Consider the following 24,643-nt stretch of genomic DNA (forward strand, 5'->3'; position numbering starts at 1 on the left):
CGCAACTCAAGGATCCCCGATCTGTTTGTGTTTGGTGTCGCCATCTTTCGCATCATGCCGGTACTCAGAAGCTGTAAGTCACACCCAACACGGGCCCCGATTGTGAAAGCTTGAACCTGTCTTGACCTTCACCTTTGTCGACCATGATGTAGCGATAGCCTGCACGCAGATTCCACTTTGGGGTGATGGCATAACCTACCGTCGCTATGAACTGCGCCGTTTCGCGGTCTGAGCGAAACCCACCATAGTCGGCCAAGGCTACGGCCGACCACCGGTCATTGATCTGATACCGGATACGGGCCGCGATCAGAGGGTCTAACCAATCATCGCTGGTCTTTGCACTTGGCGGCGGGGTGGGCCCACCGACCAGAGTGATTGTACTGCTTGTCGCAAACCAACGAAACCCGCCCCCTAAATCCACTGCCAGGTTTTGGGCCTGATAGGCTGTGTAAGCGGCATACCCACTGAAGAACTGAGTCTGCAGACTGGTTTCAGCGCCGCTGAACACCGGGCCGGGGGTATCACCGTCAAAGGACAGGTCTGTGCGCATGTAATCCGCGATCAACGACCATCGGCCATTTCGCGCCTCAAGTGTACCCATGAATGCCAGATCAAGGTTTTTAACCGCATCACTGAAGCTCAGCTCCGACTCCAGCGAGCCAATGGTTGTCTTGGTGTCTGCGCCGTACATGTAGAAGCTGCCGTAAAAGCCCCAATCGGTATCCTGTGCCACAACTTCTGATCCGCCGAGGAGCGTCGTCGCCGCAACTAGAAAGCTGCCGACGATGCCTCGTTTTTGTATCCACTCCATGGCCTGCTCCCCTTTTCTACCTATCCCGAGTTTGAAGCGCGGCAAAAGTATGTTGCGCCTTATTCCTGTTACGCTTCACAATCGCATTCGACCGGGTCGAGTATCGGAACAGATGCCTCGTGGCGATTCAGTTCGTGGATGCGAAAATCGGAAGGTGTTTGTCCCGTCCATTTCTTGAATGCCCGTGTCATAGCGGTTGCGTCAGAATACCCTAGCTGGTCGGCGATATCGCCCACTGACGTCTCAGACCTGGAAAGCAGGTGTTTAGCACGGTCGCATTTGGCTTCGATGACTATGCGCGACAATGATGTCCCATAAGCCGCAAGTCGGCGATTGAGAACAGCGCCACGAGCACCGCATGCCCTGGCAAGCGCCGTAACTGAAAAGTCATTTCGCCCAACCATTGAGTTGGCAACGCTCTGGAGCGAACTCAGTAAGTCTGTTGGTACCGGGTTTTTGTCGTCCTGGCCTGCCGGAATGCCATCAGCGGCGGTTCGGTTAACCAAATCATGCAGAAGCCAGGGGCTTGGGAAGCGGAAGGAATACCCGTCTGGGCCCGCACCTACTGCCCTGATACCATAGAAGTATGACGGGAGCAGATCAGGACGGTTCACCCGAACAAGAACCTTGTTCGCTTCCCAATTCTGACCAGCGGTTTCATGCAGTAACGTGGCCCACCGGCTGATCTGAAACGCATCCATATAGGCTGGAGAGCAGTGCGGCGTGAACCTGCGCTTAGCAGAAAGCACCGCGTAATCTCCAGAGACATCTAGTGTCATCGTGACCGCATTTGTATTGTTGCCTGCATGAACGCAGAACCTGCCGATGAAATCAGCCAGGGAATTGGCGGTCCGAAAGGCCTGCCCAAATGGGGATGAAACGGTCGGATCTGAAGTCTGGCCCACAAGTGCTGGAAAATCTGGTGATGTGTTGTGCGCGACGGCTTCGAACACGGCGTAGATCGTATCGTGTGGAATGAAGCAATTTGGGGCGCTCAACTCTGAAAACGCAAGATCGAACCCTGCAAGGAGGTCTTCTACGGATCGACCGGATTCCCGATAAGCCACCAACAGCGGTAAGAGAACCCGCCCGCGCGCAAGTGGCGGTGTCCTGTGCTGAGCGTTCCCGTCCTGGCCCGTCATCCTACATCCTACACGTACTACAATGAAAATTTTGAGCACTCCAAACATAGTCCGGCGCAGCTCGGCGTCCCTGACCTGTGTCAAAGCCAAACACACTTTTTGAATTGAGAAAGTCAGGCTCCAGCTGGCAAGGTTTGAGAGCACAGAGCCTTACCATCCGCTGATCTCAGTCTAAAAATTGACATCCCAACAAGAATGATTGGTCAGCCGCATGGGCGTAAAACAAGAAGAATATCAGACAGGTTGGTCAATGCGCGTTTGCAACCTGTCATTTTGAACCAGTTTTCCGACACGGTTGTTCCAATCGGTCAGGGTATACATTCGAGTTTTGTGTTTTGTTGAAAAACAACGACCATGGTTCCAATTGTAGAGTTTCTGCAACCCACCAATTGAGGGGCGTGAGAATGCCCGCCTGAGCAGGTGTCGGGACCATCAAGCAATGTATTGCAATAATTGGTTAGTGGAGCGGCAAATGATCAATCACACGCGCAAATGCTGGAAGCTGGCGGCCTTGGCTGCAGCGTTGGGGAGCTCCGCGACGGCTCAGAGCTTTGATACCACAGTTGATGCACTTGCCGAGACATACGAGGTGCCGGTCACAATAAGTAACTTTGTTCGGGCTGCGACTGACAACGAATTGAAAACGTATGACAGGCTGGCCGGAGGCGTAAACCAGTTCTTCCACTTCAATGAACCCACGCCCATCGACAATCAGCCCACTATCCGGATGAACCGGGACACACTCTATAGCGTTGCGGTTATCGACATCAGCAAAGGCGCAACCTTGACACTGCCCGATGTGGGCGACCGGTACATGACAACGATGGTGGTCAATCAGAACCATTTCATCAATGAAGTATTTGATGGCGGTGGTGTGTTTCAGCTCGACATGGACACATTTGACACCCCCTACGTACTTGTTTTCATGAGAATACTTGTGGATGCCGAGAGTCCGGAGGACATCGCGGCAGTCAACACAATTCAGGACGGGTTCACTATCGAAGCTGCCTCGGCAACGCCCTTCGAGATGCCCAATTATGACACCGAAAGCTTCGCGGCCGTGCGTCAGGCCGCGATTGAGTTGGGCAGGTTTGCAACAGACAGCGTTCGGACCTTTGGCACGGCAGAACACGTCGACCCGTTGCGCCATTTCTTGGGCACCGCAGCCGGCTTTGGAGGTCTACCAGAAGAAGAAGCCTTTTATCTCAATATCGAGCCCGGCCTGCCGCTCGGCGAATACTATATCCAGGTGCCGGCGGATGTTCCCGTAAACGCATTCTGGTCCGTGAGCCTGTACAATGCAGACGGATTCTTTGAACTCAATTCCCTCGACGCCTACGTGGTCAACTCGGTTTCGGGCACCCAGAACGACGATGGCAGTGTGACCGTGCATTTCGGCGGTTGCGACGATGGCCGCGTGAACTGCCTTCCAATCATGGACGGCTGGAACTACGCCGTGCGCTTGTATCAGCCCGGTTCCGAGGTCATCGACGGAAGTTGGGTATTCCCGACCGTGCAACCCGTGAACTGAATGACAGGATGCAAAAATGAAGAAGCTTTTTCTGGCAATCGCCCTGACACTCCCGACAGGGGTCTGGGCCGAGGACGTGGTTGATGTGACCGTGGACAATCTCGTGCGCGCGGAAACCGACCATATGTTCCGCACTAACATGAGTAATCTCGGCTTGGCCGTTGGCGAGTTAGGGCATATGCGCGAAGCCACAACACCTGACAATCAGCCGGTGATCCGAATGAACCAGGATACGCTTTACTCTGCGGTTCTGCTCGATTTGACCGAACCCGTCGAAGTTACGCTCCCCGAGGCGGATGGCCGTTACATCTCGATGCATGTCATCAACCAGGATCATTTCATGTACGCCGAGGCAACGCCCGGCACGTACCTGATCACCAAAGAAGACCTTGGTACGCCTTTCGGATTCATTGCCTTCCGCACTTTTGTAGATGTAACCGACCCACAAGACATCGCTGCGGCACGGGTGGCGCAGGATCAGATTGTTGTCAGTGGCGGTGGAACTGGTCCGTTTGATGCGCCCAACTGGAATACCGAACAACTTGCCGTAGCGCGTCAGGCAATCAGCGATTTGTCCCTGCTGGGTATCGATACGTCGCGTGCCTTTGGTAGAGCCAAAGAGGACGTTGACCCGGTTCAGTTTCTGGTTGGGGCGCTCTCGGGTTGGGGCGGCCTGCCCCCAGAGGCAGCGATTTACCTGTTGGGCGCGGTCGATGCGAACGATGGAGAAACGCCACACGCGGTTACAGTTAAGGATGTCCCGGTTCGGGCGTTCTGGTCGGTGACCGTCTATAATGGCGAGGGTTTCCTGGCTGCTAATGATCTGGGTGTTAACAGCTACAACGGCTATACGGCCCAAGCCGCGGAAGACGGATCAGTCACACTCCATTTTGGTGGGTGCGACGACGGCCGCGTGAACTGCCTTCCGATCACTCCGGGCTGGAACTATGCTGTCCGCCTTTACGAGCCAGAGGATGCAATCCTGAGCGGTAGTTGGTCGTTCCCGACGGTGGAACCGATCAACTAGGCCACTCGCCCATCCCGCCTTTCAAAAAGGAGTACACGGCCATGCGTCGATCCCATGCACTTGTGGGGCTGTTTTTTGCAGCCAGCGTAGCAACCTCAACCGTTGCAGACGAGGCCGCCGATTTGGCCCAGGAACTGGCCAACCCGCTTGCTGCCATCATCTCGGTTCCGTTTCAGTTGAACTATGATGATAACCTGGGTGTCTCTGATCAGGGGTCGCGCACCACGTTGAACTTTCAGCCAGTCGTGCCCTTTGAACTTAACAATGACCTTAACCTGATCACCCGTACTATCATTCCTTACATCTGGCAGGAAGACATTGTCCCGGGGACGCGTCAGGAAGGGGTCGGAGATATTCTGTTCTCCGCATGGTTTTCTCCTACAGGAACAGGGGATCTGACATGGGGCATTGGTCCGGTTGTGCGGTTACCGACCTTTAGCGACGTGTCAAGCGACACCTGGGCCGCCGGGATCACCGGCATTGCCCTGCGTCAGACCGGGCCCTGGACCTATGGCGCGCTGGCCAATCATCTGTGGGATCTGGAAAGCAACCCCAAAACCCCCACGAATGTCAGCTTTCTCCAGCCGTTTCTTGCTTACTCCACTGAAGGTGCCTGGACCTATTTGCTTCAAAGCGAAAGTACCTATGACTGGGAGGCTGAAGCCTGGGCTGTGCCAGTTAACGCATCGGTGTCACGGCTGGTGCAATGGGGTGCGGTGCCGGTCAATCTGCAAGCCGGGGTCGGCTATTGGCTTGAGGCACCCGAGGTCGGTGCAGATGGCCTTAGAATACGCTTGCAGGCCCAGGTCGTCTTACCCAGAAGGCGCTGACCTTTGGCACAGGCTCTGTTTGTTAAGCGCGGAAGTCAGGGAGTCTTGATGGCAGAACAGATGATAGGCAATGGAGCAAGCGCATGTCGAGCTCGCACCTAATCTTCAGAAGTTGCAATCGCCTCAAGCTAGGTCGCATACATTGGTGCTTTGATAAGGCGATGGTAGTACCTCCATCAGTTCAGGGAGAAAGGATCTAGAAGTCGTAAATTCCGTAAAGCAATCCTTGGCGCGCGCGCTGCGAAAGACTGCTTTGCCCGACTGTGTGAATTGACCGTTCCAGCCTCGCTGCGCGTTGCACCAATGGCCGGTTTCATCGCCGCGTCACAGCGCCAGATTTCAAGCGCATGTAGCATTTCTTCCGTTGCGAGCTTGCGCCGCGAAAAATCACAATGACTGGGTTGGGCTCAAAGCCGTCATCTGACAGTTTTGTAAGGTTCAAACGATCAGAAGTGGTGGTCGATGTCTGCTGTGCGGACAAACTTGCCCCTGGTATTCTCCGCCCGAATGACCGCTTTGTACCCTTTGTGATCGCGGCGAAAAACATCTCTGGCGGGAAGTAGGCCTTCGGTGGTGATGTAAAACTGAACGGTTGCTGGATAAGATCAAACCTTCAATCTGACAGAAACAGTAAACTTCTTTCTGTGGAGAAAGCCTCTGATTGATTTGTGTAAATTGCAAGATTATCGAAGTCCTTTTGATCTGTTTGAAACGAACCCACGTTGTTGGCTTCGAGTACTGATTGATGGACCAAACCAAGATTAAGAGGCCAAGAAGGTTTTTCCGTGAGGACCAAAGGCGGCAATTGCCCAGCACCTGCACTCCGAATTTCTCTGGTAGGAAACTGAAAACACCGCATTTTCAGTTCCTGAGTCTCTAGTATCCGGACCTGATACCGAGAGGCTTCCAAACAATAAGGCCAAGCCATCTTTTCGCATGGAAATACCGTTCATCCAACGTTCACATTCTATATATGCGCTTTTCATCTCTGCGAGCCATATTGTCCTACTGAAATTAAATACCGTTGGTTCACAGAAACAACCGACGAGCAGGGGATCGTCTGTGACAAAGACTGGAAGTAGGTCAGCGCAACGCAAGTTGAGAATTTTTCGCTACCTAACCTGCGCCGTTTTATTGGCTTTCACTTTTCTGATTGGCGACAGTCAATTCAATAAAGCAGCGGCGCAGACTGCTAGTTTCAGGTCTGTTGATACGAATTCTGACGGTGTCTTGAGCTTGAATGAGCTGTCCGCCGCCTTTGGAGAAGTTGGTGCGCGGCGGCTTCTTGAAGACATTGATCGCAACCGAGACGATCGCATCACGATCCTTGAGTTACGGTGGGGAACAAAAAACAAGATAGGTAGCACTGGTGACCGCGGCGGTCGTGGAGATCGAACTAAAGGTCAAGATGATCGCGGATCTAACAACGAAGGGGCTAGTGAACGGGATGGAGACGATGACCGTGGCGACGATCGGAACGATGATGACTGACCGAAAACCGTTCGTTTGCGCACTCTAAGTGACTGTCCGCAAGGACAAACCGGAGATCGAACTAGCATCAGATTGCTTTGAGACAGAAACGAGGACCCTGAAAAGTGTTCATTTGCCGTTCATTCGTTTGCATGCCAATCCTTCATTCCACTTTGCAAATGTTCTCACATCACTTTGGCAAAACGATTTCACTGAACAGCCAGTTACGGAGCAATGCATGACACAGTTTTCCCAAACCTCGCCTATTGCCTGCGAAATCGCAAAATGGGCGTTTACAACCCGCAGAGTTGACCGGTCCGATGTACATGGACTTTCCGCGCAGTTGGATACTGCAAAGGCAGGGGATCTTATCCTCTGTGAGATCGCCGAGATTGGTCATCACAAGAAAATCCAATTAGCGGAACGTCGCGCCTCTGTCAGTTACCCAGGCGATTACGTTGTTCTATGCTTGGGTGACCGATACGCACCAGACCAATTTCTTGCCAGCGCGGTGATTGATGATGATCTTATCGATCTCGTTGCCGGTGGCGGCGTCGCAGGTCGCGTAGACGCCGCGCATGATTGCATGGATGATCCAACACGGTTAAAGCCAATCGGCCTTTTGACCAATGCCAAGGGTCAGGTGATCAACGTGGCAGATTATGCGTTACCATCGATGCCGACCAACGAGCGCGTAACGGTCATTGGTGTTTTTGGAGCCTCAATGAATTCAGGAAAAACTACAGCCGCATCAAGCCTTGGCCATGGGTTGATGCGCTCTGGATATGCCGTCGCCGGTGTCAAAGCCACCGGAACCGGGGCCTTTGGTGACTTCAACAGTTTCGAAGATGGGGGCGCGCCAGCTCTTGATTTCACTGACGTAGGAATGGCGACCACGTATCGAATGCCATTTGAAGCGATCGAATCCGGATTTGATACACTGGTTGCAACTGCAGCGTCGCGCGGTGCCGAAGTCGTGGTTGTCGAGATCGCTGATGGCGTCTTCCAGCAGGAAACACGGGCAATCTTACAATCCTCACGCATTCGGGATCGATTGGACGGCATTTTATTCGCTGCGCCGGACGCGCTGAGTGCGTTGGGCGGTGTAACCGTTCTAAATAATGTGGGTCTCAGCCCATTTGCGGTATCCGGAAAGGTCAGTTGTTCCCCGTTGGCTGCTGCTGAAGCTGCAGAAGTAACCAGCCGCCCAATTTTAACACGCGAAGATCTTTGGTCGCCAGCGATTATCGCCCAACATGTTGCACCGTTGATGCGACGCGACCGCGAAGATGTGGCCGCATGAACCCCCTCCCAAGACTGGCCACAAGGGACCGCATCATTGATGCGGTCCTCGTGGTATCCTGCGGAATCGTGCAGGCTATTGCGCTTGCTTTCGCAGCGTTTGCTACACGAGATGCTTTTGCGGCACTTCACGCCGGGGATGTACTTGCAACAAATACTGTCTTGCAACTGGGGGTCTCCGGTACCGTCGCAGCAGCATGTCTCTTCTTTTCACGATATCGGGCAGAAGCGCTTGGCCAGAGTTACACAATTTCACTGCGCCGGACGCTTTATCGACAGATTGCGCGACTTCCAAAGTCCCGACATGAAAAACGCCGAGTTGGAGCGTTGTCCCTAAGGTTTGTCGGTGACTTATCTGCAGCGCGACTTTGGTTTGGTCGCGGATTGCCGGATGCATGGTCTGCAATGATTGTGATCCCTGGCGCGGTATCCATTCTCTATTTTCTCGACCCTATGCTTGCGATCAATGGTATCGCCTCGCTGAGTGTTGCACTGGTCGCAATGGGGTTGCTGGCCTGGCATCTCGTTCGGCGCCATCAAAAACTTCGTCGAAATCGAGCCAACATTGCTATTTCCATGATTGAACGCATTTCTATCGCACCTGAATTAGACCAGATGGGTCGAACCGACCGTGAACTGCGCAAGCTTGACAAACAGGGCGCATGTTTGCGCAGTGATGCGCTGGCACGTCGCGGTAGAACAACCAGCCTGCAGGCGGTCTTGCAGCTGGGTGTGGCGTTAACCGCTCTGCTGATGCTTTGGCAGGCCAGTCGGTACGCCATTGCTCCGTCGACAGTTGCAGCTTGCCTGTCGGTATTGGCGTTGATTGCCCTTCCGTTACAAAATCTGGCTGAGGCGTGGGACCAATATTGCGCGTGGAGGGTCGCCCGTGAAAAAGCCGAGAAGCTGCTTTCGGAACCAGAAGTGACCAGATCTGCAATAAACCTAAACGACCCGATTACCATCAAGGTGGCCGGAGAGCTTGATCAGGAGCCCATCTCATTTGTGGCTCCGCCGGGATCAGTTTCCAAATTAACAGATATACATGCAAACAGCCTCGCGCGTATCATCGCCGGGCTAGACGCAAACGATGGCATTGATGTCTGTTATGGTGGGGGAGTTAGTACCCCGAAGATCGCCTTTATCGGAGACAACCATGTTGGACTTCAGGGAAGTTTGCGACGATCCGCAACGCTGAGCTGTCGGAGACGACCGAGCGATCTGAGGATAGCAACGGTTATGCGGGTTTTTGGGCTGTCCGATCTCCTCGCGGCGCCCCGCGGCCTAGATCAACGGTTGGCGGAGAACGGTAAAGGTCTTTTGCCACTCCAGACTCTGCAATTGGATCTCGTGCGCGCTGTTCTCGGCAAAGCTGATGTCGTCATCATCGCGTCAGTCAGGTGGATGTCATGCTGGCATCACACGGTTGAATTGCTCGAAACTCTGCAGGAGTTTTCGTCGGCCACCATCATTTTGGCCGAACACGCCATCCCGCTTAGTTTAGAACAGAATTCAAGGGTTATTTGATATGCGTTCATCTACTCTATTTGGGATTTATGCCGCTGTACTGATCGGTTTTTTGGGTGGGTTAGCGGGCCTGACCCTATACAGTCTCGAAAAAACCCGATGGTGGGATGCCCGAATTTCCCTGGCCCATGAGTCATATGGCCTGCATCTGAGGCTTGAGGCGGACCTATACCGTCTGTTCAAGCAACACGGTGACGCACTTCTTATCGGCGATCGGGATGATGGGATCAGCGAGACAGAGCTGCAGGAGAAAATCGCCCAGACTTTGGATGCAATCCGAAAGACCATTGCCCGGGAAATTCAGATGGTAGGCGAAGAGGAGTTCGAAGAGCTGGAGCTTCTCGATGAGATTGAAGACGATATAGAAGCTGTCAATGCAGCCATCGCGAACCTTTCAGAGGCTGGTAGCCCGATTGAGACATTTGTGCGGATTGAGCGTCTGGCCGCCCTGCTGGACGGGGACATTGATGACGAACTGGATCAAAAAATTCAGGCCGCGCTTGATGAGGAAGTGGAAGAGGTTGAAGAAGTTTTGGCCGAAGCAGCAGCCTTTCGAGAATGGAATGAACGATTGGTTTACGTGATCGTTCTTGCGGCCATAGGTGTGTTGCTGGTGGCCCTTGTATCGTTCAACCGCCAAATCAGAAAACCACTTACGTTGCTTGCAGACGGCGTTGGGCGCCTGCGAAGAGCCGATTATTCGAAGCCCGTAGATCTTGGTGGTAGCCGTGAATTCAGGGAATTAGGCACTGTTCTGAATAGCATGGCGGAAGGCTTGGCTGCCCGAGAAGCAAGTCGCGCCGAGCAAAAGAGGCAACTTGAAGAAACGGTTGCTGCCAGAACGTTCGAGCTTCAACAACTCATCGACAAACTTGAAATGGGGGAAGAGAACCGCAAACGATTGATGGCCGATATTAGTCACGAGTTGCGAACGCCACTGGCAATTATCCTTGGAGAGGCCGACGTTACTTTAAGGACATCAGACACATTGTCAGAGGATACTTCCGACTCACTCGCCCGTATTCGGGATTCCGCAAAGCACACCAATCAAATCGTTGATGACATGCTAACCGTCGCTCGGTTCGAGGCGGGTCAACTTAGGCTGGATCGCAAGAAAACGGATCTACGAAAAGTGGTACGAGATGCCGTGGCGATGTTCCCTGATCCGGTGCAGGTCGAAAGCCCAGAATGTATGGTGAAGGCTTCGGTCGATGAGGTTCGGCTTCGCCAGTCAATACTCGCGTTGTTGCAAAATGCACGACGATATGGAGGCCCAACAATCAGCGCAATACTGGAAGAAGGGCTCGCGTCTTGCTCGATTACAATCGAAGACGACGGTCCCGGCCTGAGCGCAGCGGAAAAATCCCAGGCATTCGACCGGTTCTTTCGGGGCTCAAACGCCTCGGGGCAGGGGATCGAGGGAAGCGGTCTGGGGCTTCCAGTCGTTAAATCGATTGTCGAAGCCCATGGTGGGACCGTTGATCTTCAAGATCGCCAGGAGGGCGGGTTGAAAATCATTATAACGCTGCCCAAAGAACCCCTAATGAAAATTGTACAAACCGATGTTCGACGAGAAACGGGCTAATGCCTGTCTGTTTCAGAAGCAAATTGCAAAACCATAAAACCTCACGCAGCTTTGCCATACATGGTTTCAGACAGAGAGAAAACTGAGGCACACTATGAATATTCTACTTGTCGAGGACGAAACACGCGTAGCTGACTTCATACGCCGCGGATTGTCTGCTGAAGGTTGGTCCATAGATCATGCACCAAGCGGGGAAGATGCTTTGGAGCACGTAGCATCCGGCAATTATGATATTATCTTGTTGGATCTGATGTTGCCGGGAATTCAGGGACAAGATGTTTGTCGCAAGCTACGTGCCCGAAAGTCAAAGATCCCTATCCTGATGTTGACCGCCTTGGATAGCCCTGAGGAACGGGTAGAAGGATTGAAGATTGGTGCAGACGACTATCTTCCTAAACCCTTTGATTTCGACGAACTCATCGCTCGGATAGAAGCGTTGCACCGCCGCGCCAACAGCTATGCAAATAATCTCAGCAACACGGTGATTACATGCGGAGCACTTACATTTGACAAGCAATCCCTTCAGGTCGCTGTCGAAGGTCAAGAAATCCAGCTGTCGAAGAAAGAGCGCGACCTTCTCCTTTTGTTTTTGACCAATGTTGGGCGCGTATTATCAAGAGAGCGGATTCTGAATTCAGTTTGGGGAATGAATGAAGATCCATTGACCAATGTTGTAGATGTCTATGTCGGGCGCCTCAGACGCAAGATCGGTGCAGATGGTCAGAGGATCGTGACCCTCAGAAACGTCGGTTACCGCATGAGCTGAATACTTCGTTTGTGGATCAGTCGAAGATGTACCTCCATTAAAGAGGCCTAGATATTGCGCAAGGTTGAATAGCAATGCTCCGGCTCTTGAGCGATCTCAGGGTTTGAGAAGAAAACACTCAAGAAACTTTCTTGCCCACTTTGTGTAAGAGAATTCAGCATGCCGACCAATGCCAACAAGACGCTTTACAACTGTGTGAGCCAAGGTCTCAATTAAAGCCGCTAAGCGATTTCGAATTTAATTGAAACAGTCAACCCAGGTGAGTTGTTTGTCGCCGCTAAGAGCGCCGAATGATGATCTGCTATAGCCTTCACCAGCGCCAAACCCAATCCATTCCCAACACTGGTTCGTTCACTTTCTAGCTTATAGAAAGGAACAAATAGCTTGCCCAGTGTGTTTTCGGGAACACCAGGGCCATCGTCAATAACCGAGAGCGTAATGGTGCTTTCTTCTTGTTCAACAGTCAGGAGAATCCTGGAATGATCCGGACAATGATCAATTGAGTTCTGCAGAAGGTTTGCACAGAGCTGTTTCAACATACCTTCATCACCTTCGATTAGTGTACGCCCTGATTGGTTATCCACAAAAATAAGACTTTGGTCCTTAACCTCCGCAAGTGGAATAATGTTTTCAACTGTTTCTCTACCCAATCTATTTAAATCCAGATAGCTGAACGCTTTGGGGCCGCCTCCTTCTTCAATACGGTCGATCCTCAAAACTGTTTCGAAGGTCCATTTGAGACGATCAAGTTCAGATTGAATTTGGTCAATCGGTTCTAAGGATCGACCTTCCGATTGTAGAGAATCCTTCGCTTTCTGAAGTGCTATATAAGCATGAGTGAGCGGGCTTTTCAGATCATGCGCAATTGCTGCAGCGGCTGATCGGGTCGTTGACATCAAAGCCGTCAGTTTGTCGAGATGAGACCCAGATTGGCGACCTTCTTGTCCAACGCGACATACACAAAAATGTTTGGGTTTTTGTCCAGTGGGCGAACCAGATGAAACTGTTTGCCAAGTGTAATAAGAATGTCTTCGATGGTATCGTTGAGTTTCAAAGCTTCGATTGCCTGCAGCTTAGCGCGGACAACTTCAACATTCGCGGCGCCTGCGGTATCAAGATCAAACTTGGAACCGCCCTCTGTGCCTAAAACAAGACCGGTATCGCTGTCGACGAGGCACGCCCCCAGAAGACCTTTGATTTCACTTAGTTTAGAAATGTCCAATGACATGTTTGGCTCCTTTTTGGCCTTGGAATAGTTGGTCTGACCTGCACCAAATGCACGATTGTCCGGGCGGGCTTTGTTGTTTGCGGGCGGAATGGTGATGACGTGTTTTTGAATCAGGCCAAATCTTTCGTTAAATCTGGCCAGCACAGAGGTGGCGTCACCTTTGGATTTCGACATTTTCTATCCAATTCTCGCTGTGATTGTGGAGGTACAATGTCGACCTGTATGTCTGTCACTTCGAACTGCTTGGGCATGAAGAAACAGCTGATCAATTAATCTGTCATCCAAACCAGGGAGGGCGTTGGTCCTCCGATGGGTGTGACACTTGGGATCAGATGTCACTTTCAGAACTGATGTACTTAGGTTGCGAGAGAGATTGTGGCCTCTGTGCAAAAAAACCAGTGCTGCAATGCAGGCAAAGACTAAGTATTGGGCAGTGTTGGTTGAAAAAGCCAAAACACTTTCGGGGCCCAGAAAGAATGCCGGCCACAGATGCCCAATTTCAAAAAGAACGCCAGCCAAAACGGGTAAAACAGAACTCAGCACAAGACCCTCGCCTCGTTACTAATCAACTAAGCTGTCCGTAGAATACCGGGAGTTTTAACTGACCTTTCAGACATCTTAAAAATTTGTAAGGATTTGTTTTTCGTTGGTGTGAAGTGAAGTCTAAGGCGCAAATGACTCGTTAACTGGCCCTGCGAGCATTCAGACGCCGACGTGGTTCAGAACGAGATGAACAACAGTTCCTAATTGGCAACTGTGTGCACATTACCGACCTTCGTGCAGAGTGCAGCATCTGTTTCTTGGGTCTCGTTGCAGGCCGCGGCCTTCGTTTTGCGGTCATTCGCATCAGTGTCATCCACTCAAGCCGATCTTGCGGGTGCTGCTTCGGATGGTTATGATAGGAATGCTTCTAGGGAAAGCCTCCAGGTCCGCGGAAAGCTGTCATCGGCATCTCTATCAACAATACGACAGCCTTATTTCGGTATGTCTCATGCTCGGATTCAGCGGACCATCGAGCCAAAAGTGAGGACACCGATGGCAAAATCCCTGGACCAATTGCGCCGCGATGCCAAAGCACTTCGCAAAGACTATGAAGCAGGCGAATTACGCGCCCGTCAACGCATCGCAAACTATCCACCTCGACCGGAGGCAACAGCACTCAGGCACTCGGACTATTTGCACGTAATTGCGTGCGAGAACAGTTTTCCGACCTGGCCTGCCTTAAAGTTCGCAGCCGAACTACTAGGCATGGACAGAGCCGCCAAACGGCAGCGCCTGAAACTGGCTCTCGCTCAGGGTCATTTTACGGCTGTTGATCAACTTCTGGCTGACGCGCCCGATCTGGCTGACGGAGATTTCGGGCTGTGTCTGGCCCTTTATCGCAAGTCGGATGTGTTGGAATTTCTCAACCAAACGCCGAAACTGGCGACCGAGCTTATTGGCGATCTGGCGCCGCCTTTGACGATCCTCGCCCGGTCCAAGTGGATTCATCGCGCATCCGGGCTGGCCAATGACATGCTTGATATCGCAAATGCCCTTTTGGAATCCGGTGCTGATGTTGATCTTGGTGCGCCGGTCTACCATGGCAACGACTACAAGCTATCACCGCTCTACTTCGCCATAGGCCATTCGGACAATATGGTTCTTGGGCAATGGCTGCTGGAGAACGGCGCAAATCCGAACGACGGCGAGAGCCTTTATCACTCAACCGAGCTGGGTCATCATAAGGGATTGCAACTGCTTCTGGATCATGGCGCCGACCCGAAGGGGACAAACGCATTGCTGCGCGCGATGGACTTCCATGACACAACGGCGGTTCAGATGCTTCTCGACCACGGGGCTAAAGTAGATGAATTTGACGGGACGCATGTTGGCGGCGAGGCACCGTGGGTCGTCCCTGCGCTACACCAGGCGGCGCGAAGGATGGCCACGCCAGATATGGTCGAGCTTCTTCTTGAAAATGGAGCCGATCTGAATCGGCCCTTTGAAAACACTACGCCCTATGCTTATGCGCGGGTATTTGGAAATGTCAGTTTGGCGAGGATGCTCGAAGAGCGCGGCGCAGATACGACCTTGAGTGAAATCGAAACTACATTGAGTGCCGTTGCCGATGGCGTTCAGCCGCCATGCAACTTTGACCCAGACAAGATACCTGACGCTTACCGCAATATCATTCGAATGATATTGCACATCCCGGGAAAACTGGATCACGTTCGACGACTGGTCGCCGTAGGAGTTGAATATGACCGTCCAGATACCGAAGGATTGACACCGGTGCAGGTTGCCGGATGGGAGGGCTTGCCAGACGTCATGGAGTACCTTCTGTCGTTAAAGCCAGACCTGACACATGTGAACGGCTATGGAGGAACACTTCTGTCCACAGTTATTCATGGGTCAGAGAACTGCCCGCAGAGATTAGACCGCGACTATACTCGGTGCCTGTGTCTGGCATTGCGGGAAGGCGTCGCTCTTCCGCGCCGTGCCATAGATCTGGCAAGCCAAGATGCCGTGTTCGAGTTTTTGTCAGATTGGGCGGAGCTATATCCCGAGCAAGTTGTCGACGGTGGTGTCGCCTAAACTGGTTTATGCGATCATGATAGGAGGCGAAGGCGGAAGGCCGGATTCACCGTACCATTCCGCCTCCGCACTGTTATGAATTCGAAAAGAAATCCGTAACAGCGTCGATGATCATCTCATGCTTGGCAGCACGCGCTGTGCCGCCATTTGAGCAGATGATTTCGTCTCCCGGTTCTTCTCTTGCGAGCAGTTCGTAGCCTCCGGGCTTGCAGCGACCCAGGAAGTCAAAATGCGATAGCGTCTCGGGCTCGATATAGCGTGCATTCTGCGTGGGTAGCGCGGCAATCAGGGCACGGGATTCAATGTCGAGGGTTAGACCAGAATTCATGATCGGCGCCCCAAAGACCAACATCGGCCGGTCAATTTTCCGAAGGCTCGCTTCGGAAAAGCTCTGTGTTCCGCCAAGATCAAAAACTGCAAATGCCTTGATCCGAGGATCAGACAGGTCAGCTTCCATCTGAGCGCGATCTTCAGATGTTTGCGCGATTTTCCAACCCGAAAGGATGCCACAAGCCAGTTCGTCTGGCTGAGTGTCGCAAAACCGATTTAACCCAGCCGCGTCGTACTGCGCGCCGGCAAGGGCAACAGCCGTAAAGCCACCCAGTGAGTGTCCCGCCATATAGATTCTGTCTGTATCGACATACCTCGCAAAATCAGACGAACCGGTTGCATGGTCAATGACACGGGAAATGTCCTTTGGCCGCTCCCACAGTTGCCGCGTTAGATCGGGATCGCGAGACCAGGTTGACGTACCAGGATGGCTGATGGCGGCCACGATGTATCCGCGCCGTGCCAGCGCACCGGCAAGCCATGCCTGATTGTAGGCGTTGCCAAACATACCATGAGATAAGACGACAAGTGGGAACCGGCTGGTCACTGGCGCAGCATCTTTCACAACCTTCGTCCCAGCCCACACTTCACTTTCGAAGTCGTAAGTTTCTGGCCCAGTTGCATCTGTTGGATACCAAATAAATCCGGACAGATCGCGTTCTCCCTCAACGTCGGCGACATTGAGTTCTGTCATTGCAGCCCGATAGGGCTGGGCAAATGCCGTGGCTGCGCACATAGCTAAGAATCCTGCAAGAAGGTAAGAAGATTGTCTCATCGAAAGCTCCGATCATCGTTCAAGATACGTCAAAGCTGAGCCGTAGGTTTATTTGAAACAATGCTTTGCACTGCCTATACCTGTCCTTGATCCTGATTGAGGACAGGTCTCGATAGAAAGAGGACAAATGGACAGCCCCGGGTTGATCAGTTTCCCCTTGCCGCTGGCGACAGCATTGCTTTGCGTTGTGCTTACCATGCTGGCCTGGCGGTTGGATCTGGGCTTTCGTCTGGCCAACATGTTGTTCTCGGCCTTCTTTGGGTTGGGCGCCTTCTCATCCCTGTTGGTCGGTCTGCGATTTGGCTACGGAGTCGAGGAGTTGATCCCGCTGCAACGCACGTTGCCCTTGGTCCTCGGGCCGCTCTTGTATCTGAGCTTTGCATCGTTGGTTGTCGAAAGACACGACGTCGCCAAGATCGTCATGATGCACCTAAGTGCGCCTTTCATTTTGATCGGGTTGTATCTGCTCTTGGCCAGTGACTTGAGAAGCATGGATTGGGTAATCAGTGCCAGCTATTCGTATTATTGCGTCGCTCTCTTCTTACTTTGGCGGAAGGGGCCTGACGCACTGAGTCAAGCACGGGTCGATGTCACCCAGGCGCTTTCCAACTGGCTTTTACGCGGCATTGGATTTCTCGTCTTTGTACTGGTTTTGGATAGCGCGATCGCAATCGACTTTACATTCAACAAGGGCGCCAATGCCTCAATGCTGATTTCTTACGGAACTGTTCCGTTGATCTTTCTTCTTCTTGCGACGTCAATCACGCTCCCAGTGATGTTTCCCAAAGCCAACGCTGTGTCATACGCAGCGCCAGTATCCAATACTGAAGATGCGAAAGTCCTAGAACGACTGCAGGCATTGATGGATGAACAACAGCTTTTTTTGGACCCCAACATAACCGTCCAACGACTTGCCAAGCGCTTAAGCCTTCCGGCCCGCACTGTGTCGTCTGCTGTCAACAGAACTCAAGGAACCAACATGTCGCAATACGTGAACGAGTTCCGTTTGGCTCATGCGGCCCGGTTGCTTGCAGAAACTAATGAAAGCGTTGCCAACATCGCTTCTCAATCAGGGTTTTTGGCACGCTCCAACTTCTATCGTGCATTCCAACGGGTCTACGGACAAACGCCTATCGAGTACCGCGCACTTCGAAATTCAAAAGAGAAACCACAATTCGACGACCATAATCCGCAAAATTCCAAGCATTCACACTCGGCGTAAATACTTGGTCACAAATCGAATGACAGTTGTCTCGGCTCGAAGCCGCGTCCGTGGCGCAGCCTTCATGCTGCGTTAGCAAAGTCACAATCTCAGTGAATGAATGTGCCGACAACAGGCTAGGACTTCGCGCCAATCGCGAATGGAACCGCATAGCTTGCTCATTGCAAGGCTGGTAAGCATTCCGCTGCTCAGAACACCGACTTGTTCAGAGAGCTTTGGCTCACTTTCTCCATATACGGTGAAATGAAACATACCGGTTTCGTTATCTTCGTCTGTGACGAACGCCCAGACAGATGTGTCGCAAACTTTTCGAAAGACTAGAACCAGTTTATGCTTTTTCACAACCCACCTATTCAATGTGGCGTGGTCAACTCGCACACTGCGTTCAGCCATGATCTCTCTTTTACTTGCCCACGTAGTGCAAGTCCGCCAGCCACAAAGAAGTGCCTCTCCTGACCGTGAACTTGAAGTCAGTCTGGCCGTCATTCAAACCTGCTCGCAGAAGATCAGCAATCGTATCTTGCCCATCGATATTTTCATCTGTCGGAAAATATGCTGTCAGCTGGTCGTTCGGTTTCAGAGTTGTGCCTGGGCCTACATCTTCTGGGACATGAGCCACGCTCGTAACCCATTTTCCATTCTCTGCATATTGAGTTTGAAAAACGATGCCATTCGACAAGGTCGTGTCTTGTACGACACCCAGAGTAACGTCCCGCACTTCGACACCGTCTCTTGGGTTAGAAAGCCCGATGGTCACATCCATGGTTCCCTCTTGCGAAGGAGTAGCCCCAGATTGAAGTAGAACGGCAGCGATGGAGTTCAGATCATTGATTTCAATCCCATTGACAGAGTCAATACGCAGCCCCGCGTGAACCCAAACCGGGGCCTCGCTAGCGACGTATTCCACAGTATCGGGACTATCCGCCGACGCTACAAAAGGCAAAAGAACCTTCCATTCAGACTTCACTGAAGTCGGCCCTAAATCCTGAACGATTTGAGTGGTAGTATCAGCTTCGACATTCGCCTGATCTGTGTCGCCAGTGCTCACTTTAGCAGCAACTTCATCGTTAGCCTGCGCGCGCGATTCTGCCTCTGCCATCGCCATTGCGACTGCTTCGATTTCAGCCTGGGCTCGGGCTTGCGCTTCTGCTGCGGCTTTGGCTGCCGCTTCGACTTCGGCCTGCGCGCGAGCTTCTGCCTCTGCCGCGGCTTTGGCGGCCGCTTCAACCTCGGCTTGCGCGCGTGCTTCTGCCTCGACAGCGGCTTTGGCACGCGCTTCGGCTTCGGCTTGGGCCGCCGCCTGAGCAGCCGCTTCGGCCTCAGCCTGTGCACGAGCTTCCGATTCGGTTGCCGCTTTGGCGCGGGCTTCGGCTTCGGCCTGAGCCGCTGCCTGAGCTGCGGCTTCGGCCTCAGCACGCGCTATGGTCTCTGCCTGCGCGCGGGCTTCGGCTTGGGCCAATCGTGCCTCGGCTTCTGCGACCCGTGCGGTGGCATCTGCGATTGCTTCCGCTGTCGCCGCTGCTTCGATCTCAGCTTGGGCGCGGGCTTCGGCTTCGGCAGCCAAAACGTCCTCTTGCGTTGCTTGTGGCTCGGAGGATGGTGAAAATGCTCCGATGGCCAGCACGCCGACTACGGCACCTACAACTCCAAATGCCAACAGCCCGCCGGTTATTGCGACACGGTTGATTCCGCCGGATGAAGAGACCGCAACTCTAACATCCTGTTCAACGGCGGTCGGTTCGGTCAAGTGATCTATCGCCTCGAGCCACTCATCAGCGGTTTGAAAGCGATCCTTTGGCATCGCCGACATAGCCTTGTCGAGCGCTTCGAGAAAGACGTCATCATACTTATCAAAGCGCCCCTGCAAAGGTTTGCATGGATCGGGCTTTTGCTCGGCAATCGCAGAGACCCGAGTCTGGCTGTCTGGCGCGCGCTCTCCGGTGATCACATGATAGAATGTTGCCGCCAAGGAATAGAGGTCGCTAAACGGCCCTTGCACGCCGTCAGTGACATAAAATTCCTGTGGGGAATAGCCATCCTTGACTGCGCGTAAGGCAGACAAAACACGGTTTGTTTTCCTATTTTGCTCACGCGCAGCACCAAAATCAATCAATACAGGTATCTTGTTGGGTCCGACCAGAATGTTGTCAGGCGATATGTCCCGATGCAACATCCCTTGCTTGTGCATAAATGCGACCGCATCCAGAATCTGCCGCAGGATCGACATGACATCGGCTTCGTCCAGCTGGGTTTCAGCGTCGTCGATTGCGTCCAAAAGGTCCGGGCCTTCAACGAAGTCCAGTGCCATATAGGCGGTGTCATTGTCCTCAAAGACTTGGTGCACACCAACGATATTGGGGTGATCCATAGTTGCCAGGCGCTGGGCTTCGTTGATGAAGTGCCGCACAATCTGGCGAAGATCTTCTTTGTGTTTTTGCACACGAGCCTTCACCAGCAGATTCTGTCGGCGCGCGAACATGGCTGGAAAACACTCTTTGATGACCACCTTGCGGTTGAGACTGTCATTGGCCAGATAGGTAATGCCGAAGCCGCCGCTGTTCAGGTAGTGGTCAATTTTGTACTGACCATGCAACAACCGGGCGCCTGCAGGGAGGTCGTCTGCGGAAGAGGCTCCGATCATCTGACCCGTATCTTCATCACCAGTCGTTACTAGTTTCATTACGTTGCCCATGCCTCGTCCCGTCCGTTATCGTCCCTTGCACATCAGGAATTATTCAATTTCCAATCACAAAACGTTCCTCAGTTATACACACTCTTTACGCGAGTCCGTTTGTTTCGTGATTTCCAGTATGCACACTGTTCGATCCAAGTTGGTCAGCGTAGGAAGTCAGTACATACAAACGTTTTACTTTTGCTTTACCGGAACCGGAACCATTGAACGGTTAAGCTATTTTGCAAAGGTTCACGACGCCTTCAAACATGTGATAATCTCAATCAAACCTTGTTTTAGCTATATGTTAGATCTTGGCTTTCAGATTAGCGGCAATGCAAGACGATCGAATGCCACGAGAGTAGTGGCGGCGCATGTTGTTTACCAACTGCGCGAAGATTTCGACCGCACGATTAGAATTCATGAATGTAGCCTGGTCAATTGACCCCTCAACTGGGGTGCGGATGGACATCAGCGTCTTGTAGCCACCTATGATTTCCAGAGCCTGAACCACGCAATCGTAGTCCACTGTTTCACCTTCGCATGAGTCGCAGTAGCGTTTTACGATGTTCAAGTATTTATCGGTTTCACTGATGCGGGAAACGCTTTCGTTCAAGCGAACCAAATCGACACTTTCAGGCAAGTCCGAGCCCCGGCCCAGCATCACTGTTGTGAACTGGTTGGCTTCGTCGGAAAAATGCTGATTGAGGTTCAACAGTCGTGCCAGTCGTTTGAGACCCAACAACCCCGAAACACGTTTGGGATTGGATTCTTCCACAAAGGCCCGCATCGTGATCGCCTTGTTTTCCCGCGCCATATAAGCTTCGATCCACTTGAGAAAACCGGCTTCGGACAGGCCGTAGTTTTCTGAAGGCATGGAATTGATCAGATCAAAGCGGCCGTTATTCAGTGTATTCCACAATACATACTCGGCGCCTTCAATCTCACCATGAGTTTGCAGTGCTATCGCATTGCTGATTGGCTGACGACCAACCCGATATCCAAAGATGGCCTCGCCGTGTTTTTGTAGGGCAGGATTGCTCAGAGCAAGCAACCAGTTTACGGTTCCCTTATCGGGATCCGGTGCACGAAGAAGCTGGTCTCGTGCCTGATGATTGATCAAGTAATCGGAAAATCCTCCAGGTACAGTATCGCGATCGATCTGACCAAGGATCATTTGCGCCGACGTGTTCCCCTGACTGGCCGCTTCCGACAAACCTTGCAGGCCTACGGCCTCGCTACCATTGAGCCAGATGTCTACTGCGGTTTTGTATGGGTCTTCCTGCGCGACAGCCGCCCCTGACAATTGCAGTAGGAAAACATTGGCCAATACTGCGAGCATTCTCATACGACGTTACTCCATTGAATTATCGTCTTGGTCACTGACCGTTGTATTCCCGTTCCGAAGCTGAGTTGGCGCTTCGCTACTGGGATGTGGTGACAACGTCTCGCAACCAGACTTCCACTCGGCGGTTGATACGGCGACCATTCTCAGTGTCGTTGCAACTTAGCGGCGAGATCTCACCATAACCCAGAGTTCGGATGGTTAACCCGTCCAGGCTGTTGGTAGGCGCTGCTTGTAGCAACGCATTGCTAACTTGTTTGGCACGCTGCTGACTGAGTGACCGGTTGGATCCGCCAGCACCGACAGAGTCTGTGTATCCGATCAAAAGAAGTTCTTTGTTTGTGGTTTCTTCCTTGGCAAGCAACGAAGCAAGGCGCCTTATGTCGTCCTGTGCCCGCGTATCCAGGCGAGAGGATCCGAATGCAAACCGAAAGGTTATAGAACTACGGTCGGCACCGGACAGCTCAGCCGACATTTCCTGCAACTGTTTCAGAGTAACCTCTGCATCGGTTGGCATAACTGCGCCAAGATAGCGTAGTCCCTGCTCATTGGGGCCTTGCAGGGATTCCCCAAGTGACACAAAGCCCGAAGCATCAATTGTCTCTTGCGCCTTTTCGCTTTCGAGGAATTGCATGAAGCGGTTCAACTGTGCTGGCGCAGTTTTGCCGGTATATGCATACAAGCGTCGGCTAAGCGGGTATTCTTCTGTCTTGATGGTGAAAGGTGTCGCTGGAACCTGAATTCCACAAACACCGCGAATTGCAAGAACCTTGGCCTCATCAGCACTTGCGAGGCTGGTAATTCCGATACCAAGCGGATCAGAAGCAACTGCTGCAGCCAATTCCGTGTCTGTTTCGAAAAAGCTTGTATCGCTCGCGTATGTTGCGCCCACGGGGTTCATGATCAGGTCATTGAAAACCAACGCAGTTCCGCTTTCAGGCACTCGCATGTAAAGCTGGATCGGGGCATCGGGCCCACCAATCTGGCTCCAGTTGGAAATGGCTCCGGAAAATATTCGCGCTAGATCCTGTTCGGCGACTGCCCGCAGTTGGTTACTTTGCGATGTAATAACAACTAGACCGTCCAGCGCAAAAATTTTCTCGTTTTCACTCGTGGTGATATCCCCGAGTCCAGCCTGCGATGCGCTTGCCAGCTCGTCGGGTTGAGCCGGGCGTGTGGTCACTGCCAGTGCTGAGTTTCCATCGACCAGTTGTTTGATCCCGTCTGCGGAGTCACCACCCATCAAGGAGACTTCGGCCAAAAACTCGCCTAGTTCGTTGCGGAGCAGTAGCTTATCAACACCTTCTTCCTCAGAGCGCAAAGCAGTGCCGCCAATCTCCTCACCGAATTGCGTCGTAAGGTCAGCGAATAAGACATCGACCAGGCGAGAAGAACCAGAAATGCCATATTCGACCGGACCTTCGTTCCGACTGGGGCAGGCTTCGCCAATGCATTCAACTTTGAAAGCGTCAACCGTGATTGTACCAACCACCGTTCGGAGTTCGTAATTGGCGCCATCAAAATCTATTAGCTCTCCGGTCAGAGTCATTCCGCCGTCTAAACTGTTCAATTGAACAGTTTCAGCGTTTGCCATGGTCGCGACGGACAACATCAACGCACCAGAGGTAGTTTTCAGGACCCGATTTAACATTTTCCTAACCTCAAACTTCTGATTATTGATTCTCGTTTTACTCAAGGTTGTTTCGCAAAAACTGATACAACCTTCATAATTTCTTAATGACGTAGCGGTACCCGGGAAGTTTAGTCAAGGCTGCAGCGGGGATACATAAAATTGCCTTGCTTCCCCCCACTTATGGACACGTTTGAGGCAGATTCTGACCACAGTTGGCGCTCTTTCTTAGCTTGTATCCGAAGCTGACGCGATTCAACGTCGAAGTGAGTCGTGATTTTAGGGGCTCAGGTTTTCCCTGAGATTTCCCAGAACGAACCTCATACCTTTCTTGCCACGCATTCGCAGCCTTTGACCCAGGTGATTCTTAACTATTTCGAGCACTCGAACGGTTCTGTTACAAAGTTCTGAACCTGCCGAGCGGTTTCAGCAATCGCTCGTGAGTTAGGCCGCGAGCTCAGGGAACGGCCGAAACGGACAGAATCCGGGTGTGAATTGCCCCTTGCGGATTATGTGAGGGACTTCGATATCGTCCAAAGTTGCCGCTGCTGAAGCGAAGGGGTTGTGTCGCAAACTTTAAATGACGCGTACGGCACATGTGTGGGTTCAAGCCATTTAGATCAGCTTCAGCCACACTCGATGGCATTGAGGTAGTCAACATGATCCGGAAGAAACAATTCTCTAGTAATACAACCTCTGGCTTTCGGATGTTTGCTGAGATCGCAGGATAACTGGGTCTAGCATAACGCTGGTTCTAGTCTTCGAAAAGTTGGCGACGCAACCTTTGGGCCAGTCGCAAACGCGCAGCACTCCAGTTGAAGGGTAGATGCCCATCATCGAGCATAAGCTGCAACTACGCTTCGATATTGAAGTA

At 52.4% G+C, this 24,643-nt stretch carries 18 protein-coding genes; 10 read left to right on the top strand and 8 right to left on the bottom strand.

Annotated features, from left to right (window positions below):
* Window positions 1-64 precede the first annotated feature (64 nt).
* Both AC2FH0_RS17715 and AC2FH0_RS17720 read right to left on the bottom strand, forming a co-directional pair.
* Window positions 65-811: a porin family protein gene (locus AC2FH0_RS17715; protein WP_496692144.1), complete on the bottom strand. Its 747-nt coding sequence runs from the start codon at window positions 809-811 to the stop codon at window positions 65-67.
* A gap of 68 nt (window positions 812-879) precedes the next feature.
* Window positions 880-1,953 carry an AraC family transcriptional regulator gene (locus tag AC2FH0_RS17720; protein WP_496702887.1) on the bottom strand — a complete coding sequence of 358 codons (1,074 nt, stop codon included), beginning with the start codon at window positions 1,951-1,953 and terminating at the stop codon, window positions 880-882.
* A 472-nt stretch (window positions 1,954-2,425) separates the two neighbouring features.
* On the opposite strand from AC2FH0_RS17720, the gene AC2FH0_RS17725 reads away from it, so the two are divergent.
* The 8 genes from AC2FH0_RS17725 to AC2FH0_RS17760 all read left to right on the top strand — a co-directional run bounded on the left by AC2FH0_RS17725 (window position 2,426) and on the right by AC2FH0_RS17760 (window position 11,991).
* Window positions 2,426-3,484 carry a DUF1214 domain-containing protein gene (locus AC2FH0_RS17725; RefSeq protein WP_496692146.1) on the top strand — a complete coding sequence of 353 codons (1,059 nt, stop codon included), beginning with the start codon at window positions 2,426-2,428 and terminating at the stop codon, window positions 3,482-3,484.
* A 16-nt stretch (window positions 3,485-3,500) separates the two neighbouring features.
* Window positions 3,501-4,511, top strand: a complete 1,011-nt coding sequence (locus AC2FH0_RS17730; RefSeq protein WP_496702891.1) for a DUF1254 domain-containing protein — start codon at window positions 3,501-3,503, stop codon at window positions 4,509-4,511.
* Window positions 4,512-4,552: 41 nt separating this feature from the next.
* Window positions 4,553-5,341 (top strand): transporter, encoded by a 789-nt coding sequence (locus tag AC2FH0_RS17735; RefSeq protein ID WP_496789991.1) that lies wholly within the window; start codon window positions 4,553-4,555, stop codon window positions 5,339-5,341.
* 1,062 nt (window positions 5,342-6,403) lie between these two features.
* On the top strand, window positions 6,404-6,832 hold the full coding sequence (locus AC2FH0_RS17740) for an EF-hand domain-containing protein (RefSeq protein ID WP_496702894.1): 429 nt from the start codon (window positions 6,404-6,406) through the stop codon (window positions 6,830-6,832).
* A gap of 217 nt (window positions 6,833-7,049) precedes the next feature.
* The gene (locus tag AC2FH0_RS17745; protein ID WP_496789993.1) at window positions 7,050-8,114 is read left to right on the top strand and encodes a hypothetical protein; all 1,065 of its coding nucleotides are present in this window, start codon (window positions 7,050-7,052) and stop codon (window positions 8,112-8,114) included.
* Complete coding sequence (locus tag AC2FH0_RS17750; RefSeq protein WP_496709597.1) at window positions 8,111-9,640, top strand: ABC transporter transmembrane domain-containing protein; 1,530 nt, start codon at window positions 8,111-8,113, stop codon at window positions 9,638-9,640. The genes AC2FH0_RS17745 and AC2FH0_RS17750 overlap by 4 nt, the downstream gene beginning before the upstream one ends.
* A 1-nt stretch (window position 9,641) precedes the next feature.
* Window positions 9,642-11,225 (top strand): sensor histidine kinase, encoded by a 1,584-nt coding sequence (locus AC2FH0_RS17755; protein ID WP_496709598.1) that lies wholly within the window; start codon window positions 9,642-9,644, stop codon window positions 11,223-11,225.
* A gap of 94 nt (window positions 11,226-11,319) precedes the next feature.
* Window positions 11,320-11,991, top strand: coding sequence for a response regulator transcription factor (locus tag AC2FH0_RS17760; protein WP_496692155.1), 672 nt, complete (start codon window positions 11,320-11,322; stop codon window positions 11,989-11,991).
* A gap of 221 nt (window positions 11,992-12,212) precedes the next feature.
* Here the strand turns inward: AC2FH0_RS17760 and AC2FH0_RS17765 are convergent, their stop codons facing one another.
* Together AC2FH0_RS17765 and AC2FH0_RS17770 are read right to left on the bottom strand one after the other, a co-directional pair.
* Window positions 12,213-12,887, bottom strand: coding sequence for a sensor histidine kinase (locus tag AC2FH0_RS17765; RefSeq protein WP_496709599.1), 675 nt, complete (start codon window positions 12,885-12,887; stop codon window positions 12,213-12,215).
* A gap of 8 nt (window positions 12,888-12,895) precedes the next feature.
* The gene (locus AC2FH0_RS17770) at window positions 12,896-13,393 is read right to left on the bottom strand and encodes a hypothetical protein (protein WP_496709600.1); all 498 of its coding nucleotides are present in this window, start codon (window positions 13,391-13,393) and stop codon (window positions 12,896-12,898) included.
* A gap of 1,074 nt (window positions 13,394-14,467) precedes the next feature.
* Between AC2FH0_RS17770 and AC2FH0_RS17775 the strand changes: the two genes are divergently transcribed.
* Window positions 14,468-15,796, top strand: a complete 1,329-nt coding sequence (locus AC2FH0_RS17775; RefSeq protein ID WP_496789994.1) for an ankyrin repeat domain-containing protein — start codon at window positions 14,468-14,470, stop codon at window positions 15,794-15,796.
* 73 nt (window positions 15,797-15,869) lie between these two features.
* Here AC2FH0_RS17775 and AC2FH0_RS17780 read toward each other — a convergent pair whose 3' ends face one another.
* A complete protein-coding gene (locus AC2FH0_RS17780; RefSeq protein WP_496789995.1) occupies window positions 15,870-16,820 on the bottom strand; it encodes an alpha/beta hydrolase family protein in 951 nt (316 codons plus the stop codon).
* A gap of 208 nt (window positions 16,821-17,028) precedes the next feature.
* On the opposite strand from AC2FH0_RS17780, the gene AC2FH0_RS17785 reads away from it, so the two are divergent.
* Complete coding sequence (locus AC2FH0_RS17785) at window positions 17,029-18,123, top strand: helix-turn-helix transcriptional regulator (protein ID WP_496789998.1); 1,095 nt, start codon at window positions 17,029-17,031, stop codon at window positions 18,121-18,123.
* A 403-nt stretch (window positions 18,124-18,526) separates the two neighbouring features.
* On the opposite strand, the gene AC2FH0_RS17790 is transcribed toward AC2FH0_RS17785, so the two are convergent.
* From AC2FH0_RS17790 to AC2FH0_RS17800, 3 genes are all read right to left on the bottom strand, one after another.
* Window positions 18,527-20,803: a serine/threonine protein kinase gene (locus AC2FH0_RS17790; protein WP_496790001.1), complete on the bottom strand. Its 2,277-nt coding sequence runs from the start codon at window positions 20,801-20,803 to the stop codon at window positions 18,527-18,529.
* 298 nt (window positions 20,804-21,101) lie between these two features.
* Entirely contained in the window at window positions 21,102-22,142 is a 1,041-nt protein-coding gene (locus tag AC2FH0_RS17795) for a hypothetical protein (RefSeq protein ID WP_496790002.1), read from the bottom strand.
* A 76-nt stretch (window positions 22,143-22,218) separates the two neighbouring features.
* The gene (locus AC2FH0_RS17800; RefSeq protein WP_496790004.1) at window positions 22,219-23,688 is read right to left on the bottom strand and encodes a phosphate ABC transporter substrate-binding/OmpA family protein; all 1,470 of its coding nucleotides are present in this window, start codon (window positions 23,686-23,688) and stop codon (window positions 22,219-22,221) included.
* Between the last annotated feature and the right edge of the window lie 955 nt (window positions 23,689-24,643).

Source organism: Ruegeria sp. CDSC051 (genome assembly GCF_059610665.1).

Coding starts and splice junctions, on each gene's coding strand:
- AC2FH0_RS17800 (WP_496790004.1), bottom strand. CDS start 23,688: ATGACTCTGACCGGAGAGCTAATAGATTTTGATGGCGCCAATTACGAA.
- AC2FH0_RS17760 (WP_496692155.1), top strand. CDS start 11,320: ATGAATATTCTACTTGTCGAGGACGAAACACGCGTAGCTGACTTCATA.
- AC2FH0_RS17790 (WP_496790001.1), bottom strand. CDS start 20,803: ATGAAACTAGTAACGACTGGTGATGAAGATACGGGTCAGATGATCGGA.
- AC2FH0_RS17775 (WP_496789994.1), top strand. CDS start 14,468: ATGGACAGAGCCGCCAAACGGCAGCGCCTGAAACTGGCTCTCGCTCAG.
- AC2FH0_RS17745 (WP_496789993.1), top strand. CDS start 7,050: ATGACACAGTTTTCCCAAACCTCGCCTATTGCCTGCGAAATCGCAAAA.
- AC2FH0_RS17795 (WP_496790002.1), bottom strand. CDS start 22,142: ATGAGAATGCTCGCAGTATTGGCCAATGTTTTCCTACTGCAATTGTCA.
- AC2FH0_RS17730 (WP_496702891.1), top strand. CDS start 3,501: ATGAAGAAGCTTTTTCTGGCAATCGCCCTGACACTCCCGACAGGGGTC.
- AC2FH0_RS17785 (WP_496789998.1), top strand. CDS start 17,029: ATGGACAGCCCCGGGTTGATCAGTTTCCCCTTGCCGCTGGCGACAGCA.
- AC2FH0_RS17715 (WP_496692144.1), bottom strand. CDS start 811: ATGGAGTGGATACAAAAACGAGGCATCGTCGGCAGCTTTCTAGTTGCG.
- AC2FH0_RS17755 (WP_496709598.1), top strand. CDS start 9,642: ATGCGTTCATCTACTCTATTTGGGATTTATGCCGCTGTACTGATCGGT.
- AC2FH0_RS17770 (WP_496709600.1), bottom strand. CDS start 13,393: ATGTCGAAATCCAAAGGTGACGCCACCTCTGTGCTGGCCAGATTTAAC.
- AC2FH0_RS17725 (WP_496692146.1), top strand. CDS start 2,426: ATGATCAATCACACGCGCAAATGCTGGAAGCTGGCGGCCTTGGCTGCA.
- AC2FH0_RS17735 (WP_496789991.1), top strand. CDS start 4,553: ATGCGTCGATCCCATGCACTTGTGGGGCTGTTTTTTGCAGCCAGCGTA.
- AC2FH0_RS17750 (WP_496709597.1), top strand. CDS start 8,111: ATGAACCCCCTCCCAAGACTGGCCACAAGGGACCGCATCATTGATGCG.
- AC2FH0_RS17780 (WP_496789995.1), bottom strand. CDS start 16,820: ATGACAGAACTCAATGTCGCCGACGTTGAGGGAGAACGCGATCTGTCC.
- AC2FH0_RS17720 (WP_496702887.1), bottom strand. CDS start 1,953: ATGACGGGCCAGGACGGGAACGCTCAGCACAGGACACCGCCACTTGCG.
- AC2FH0_RS17765 (WP_496709599.1), bottom strand. CDS start 12,887: ATGTCAACGACCCGATCAGCCGCTGCAGCAATTGCGCATGATCTGAAA.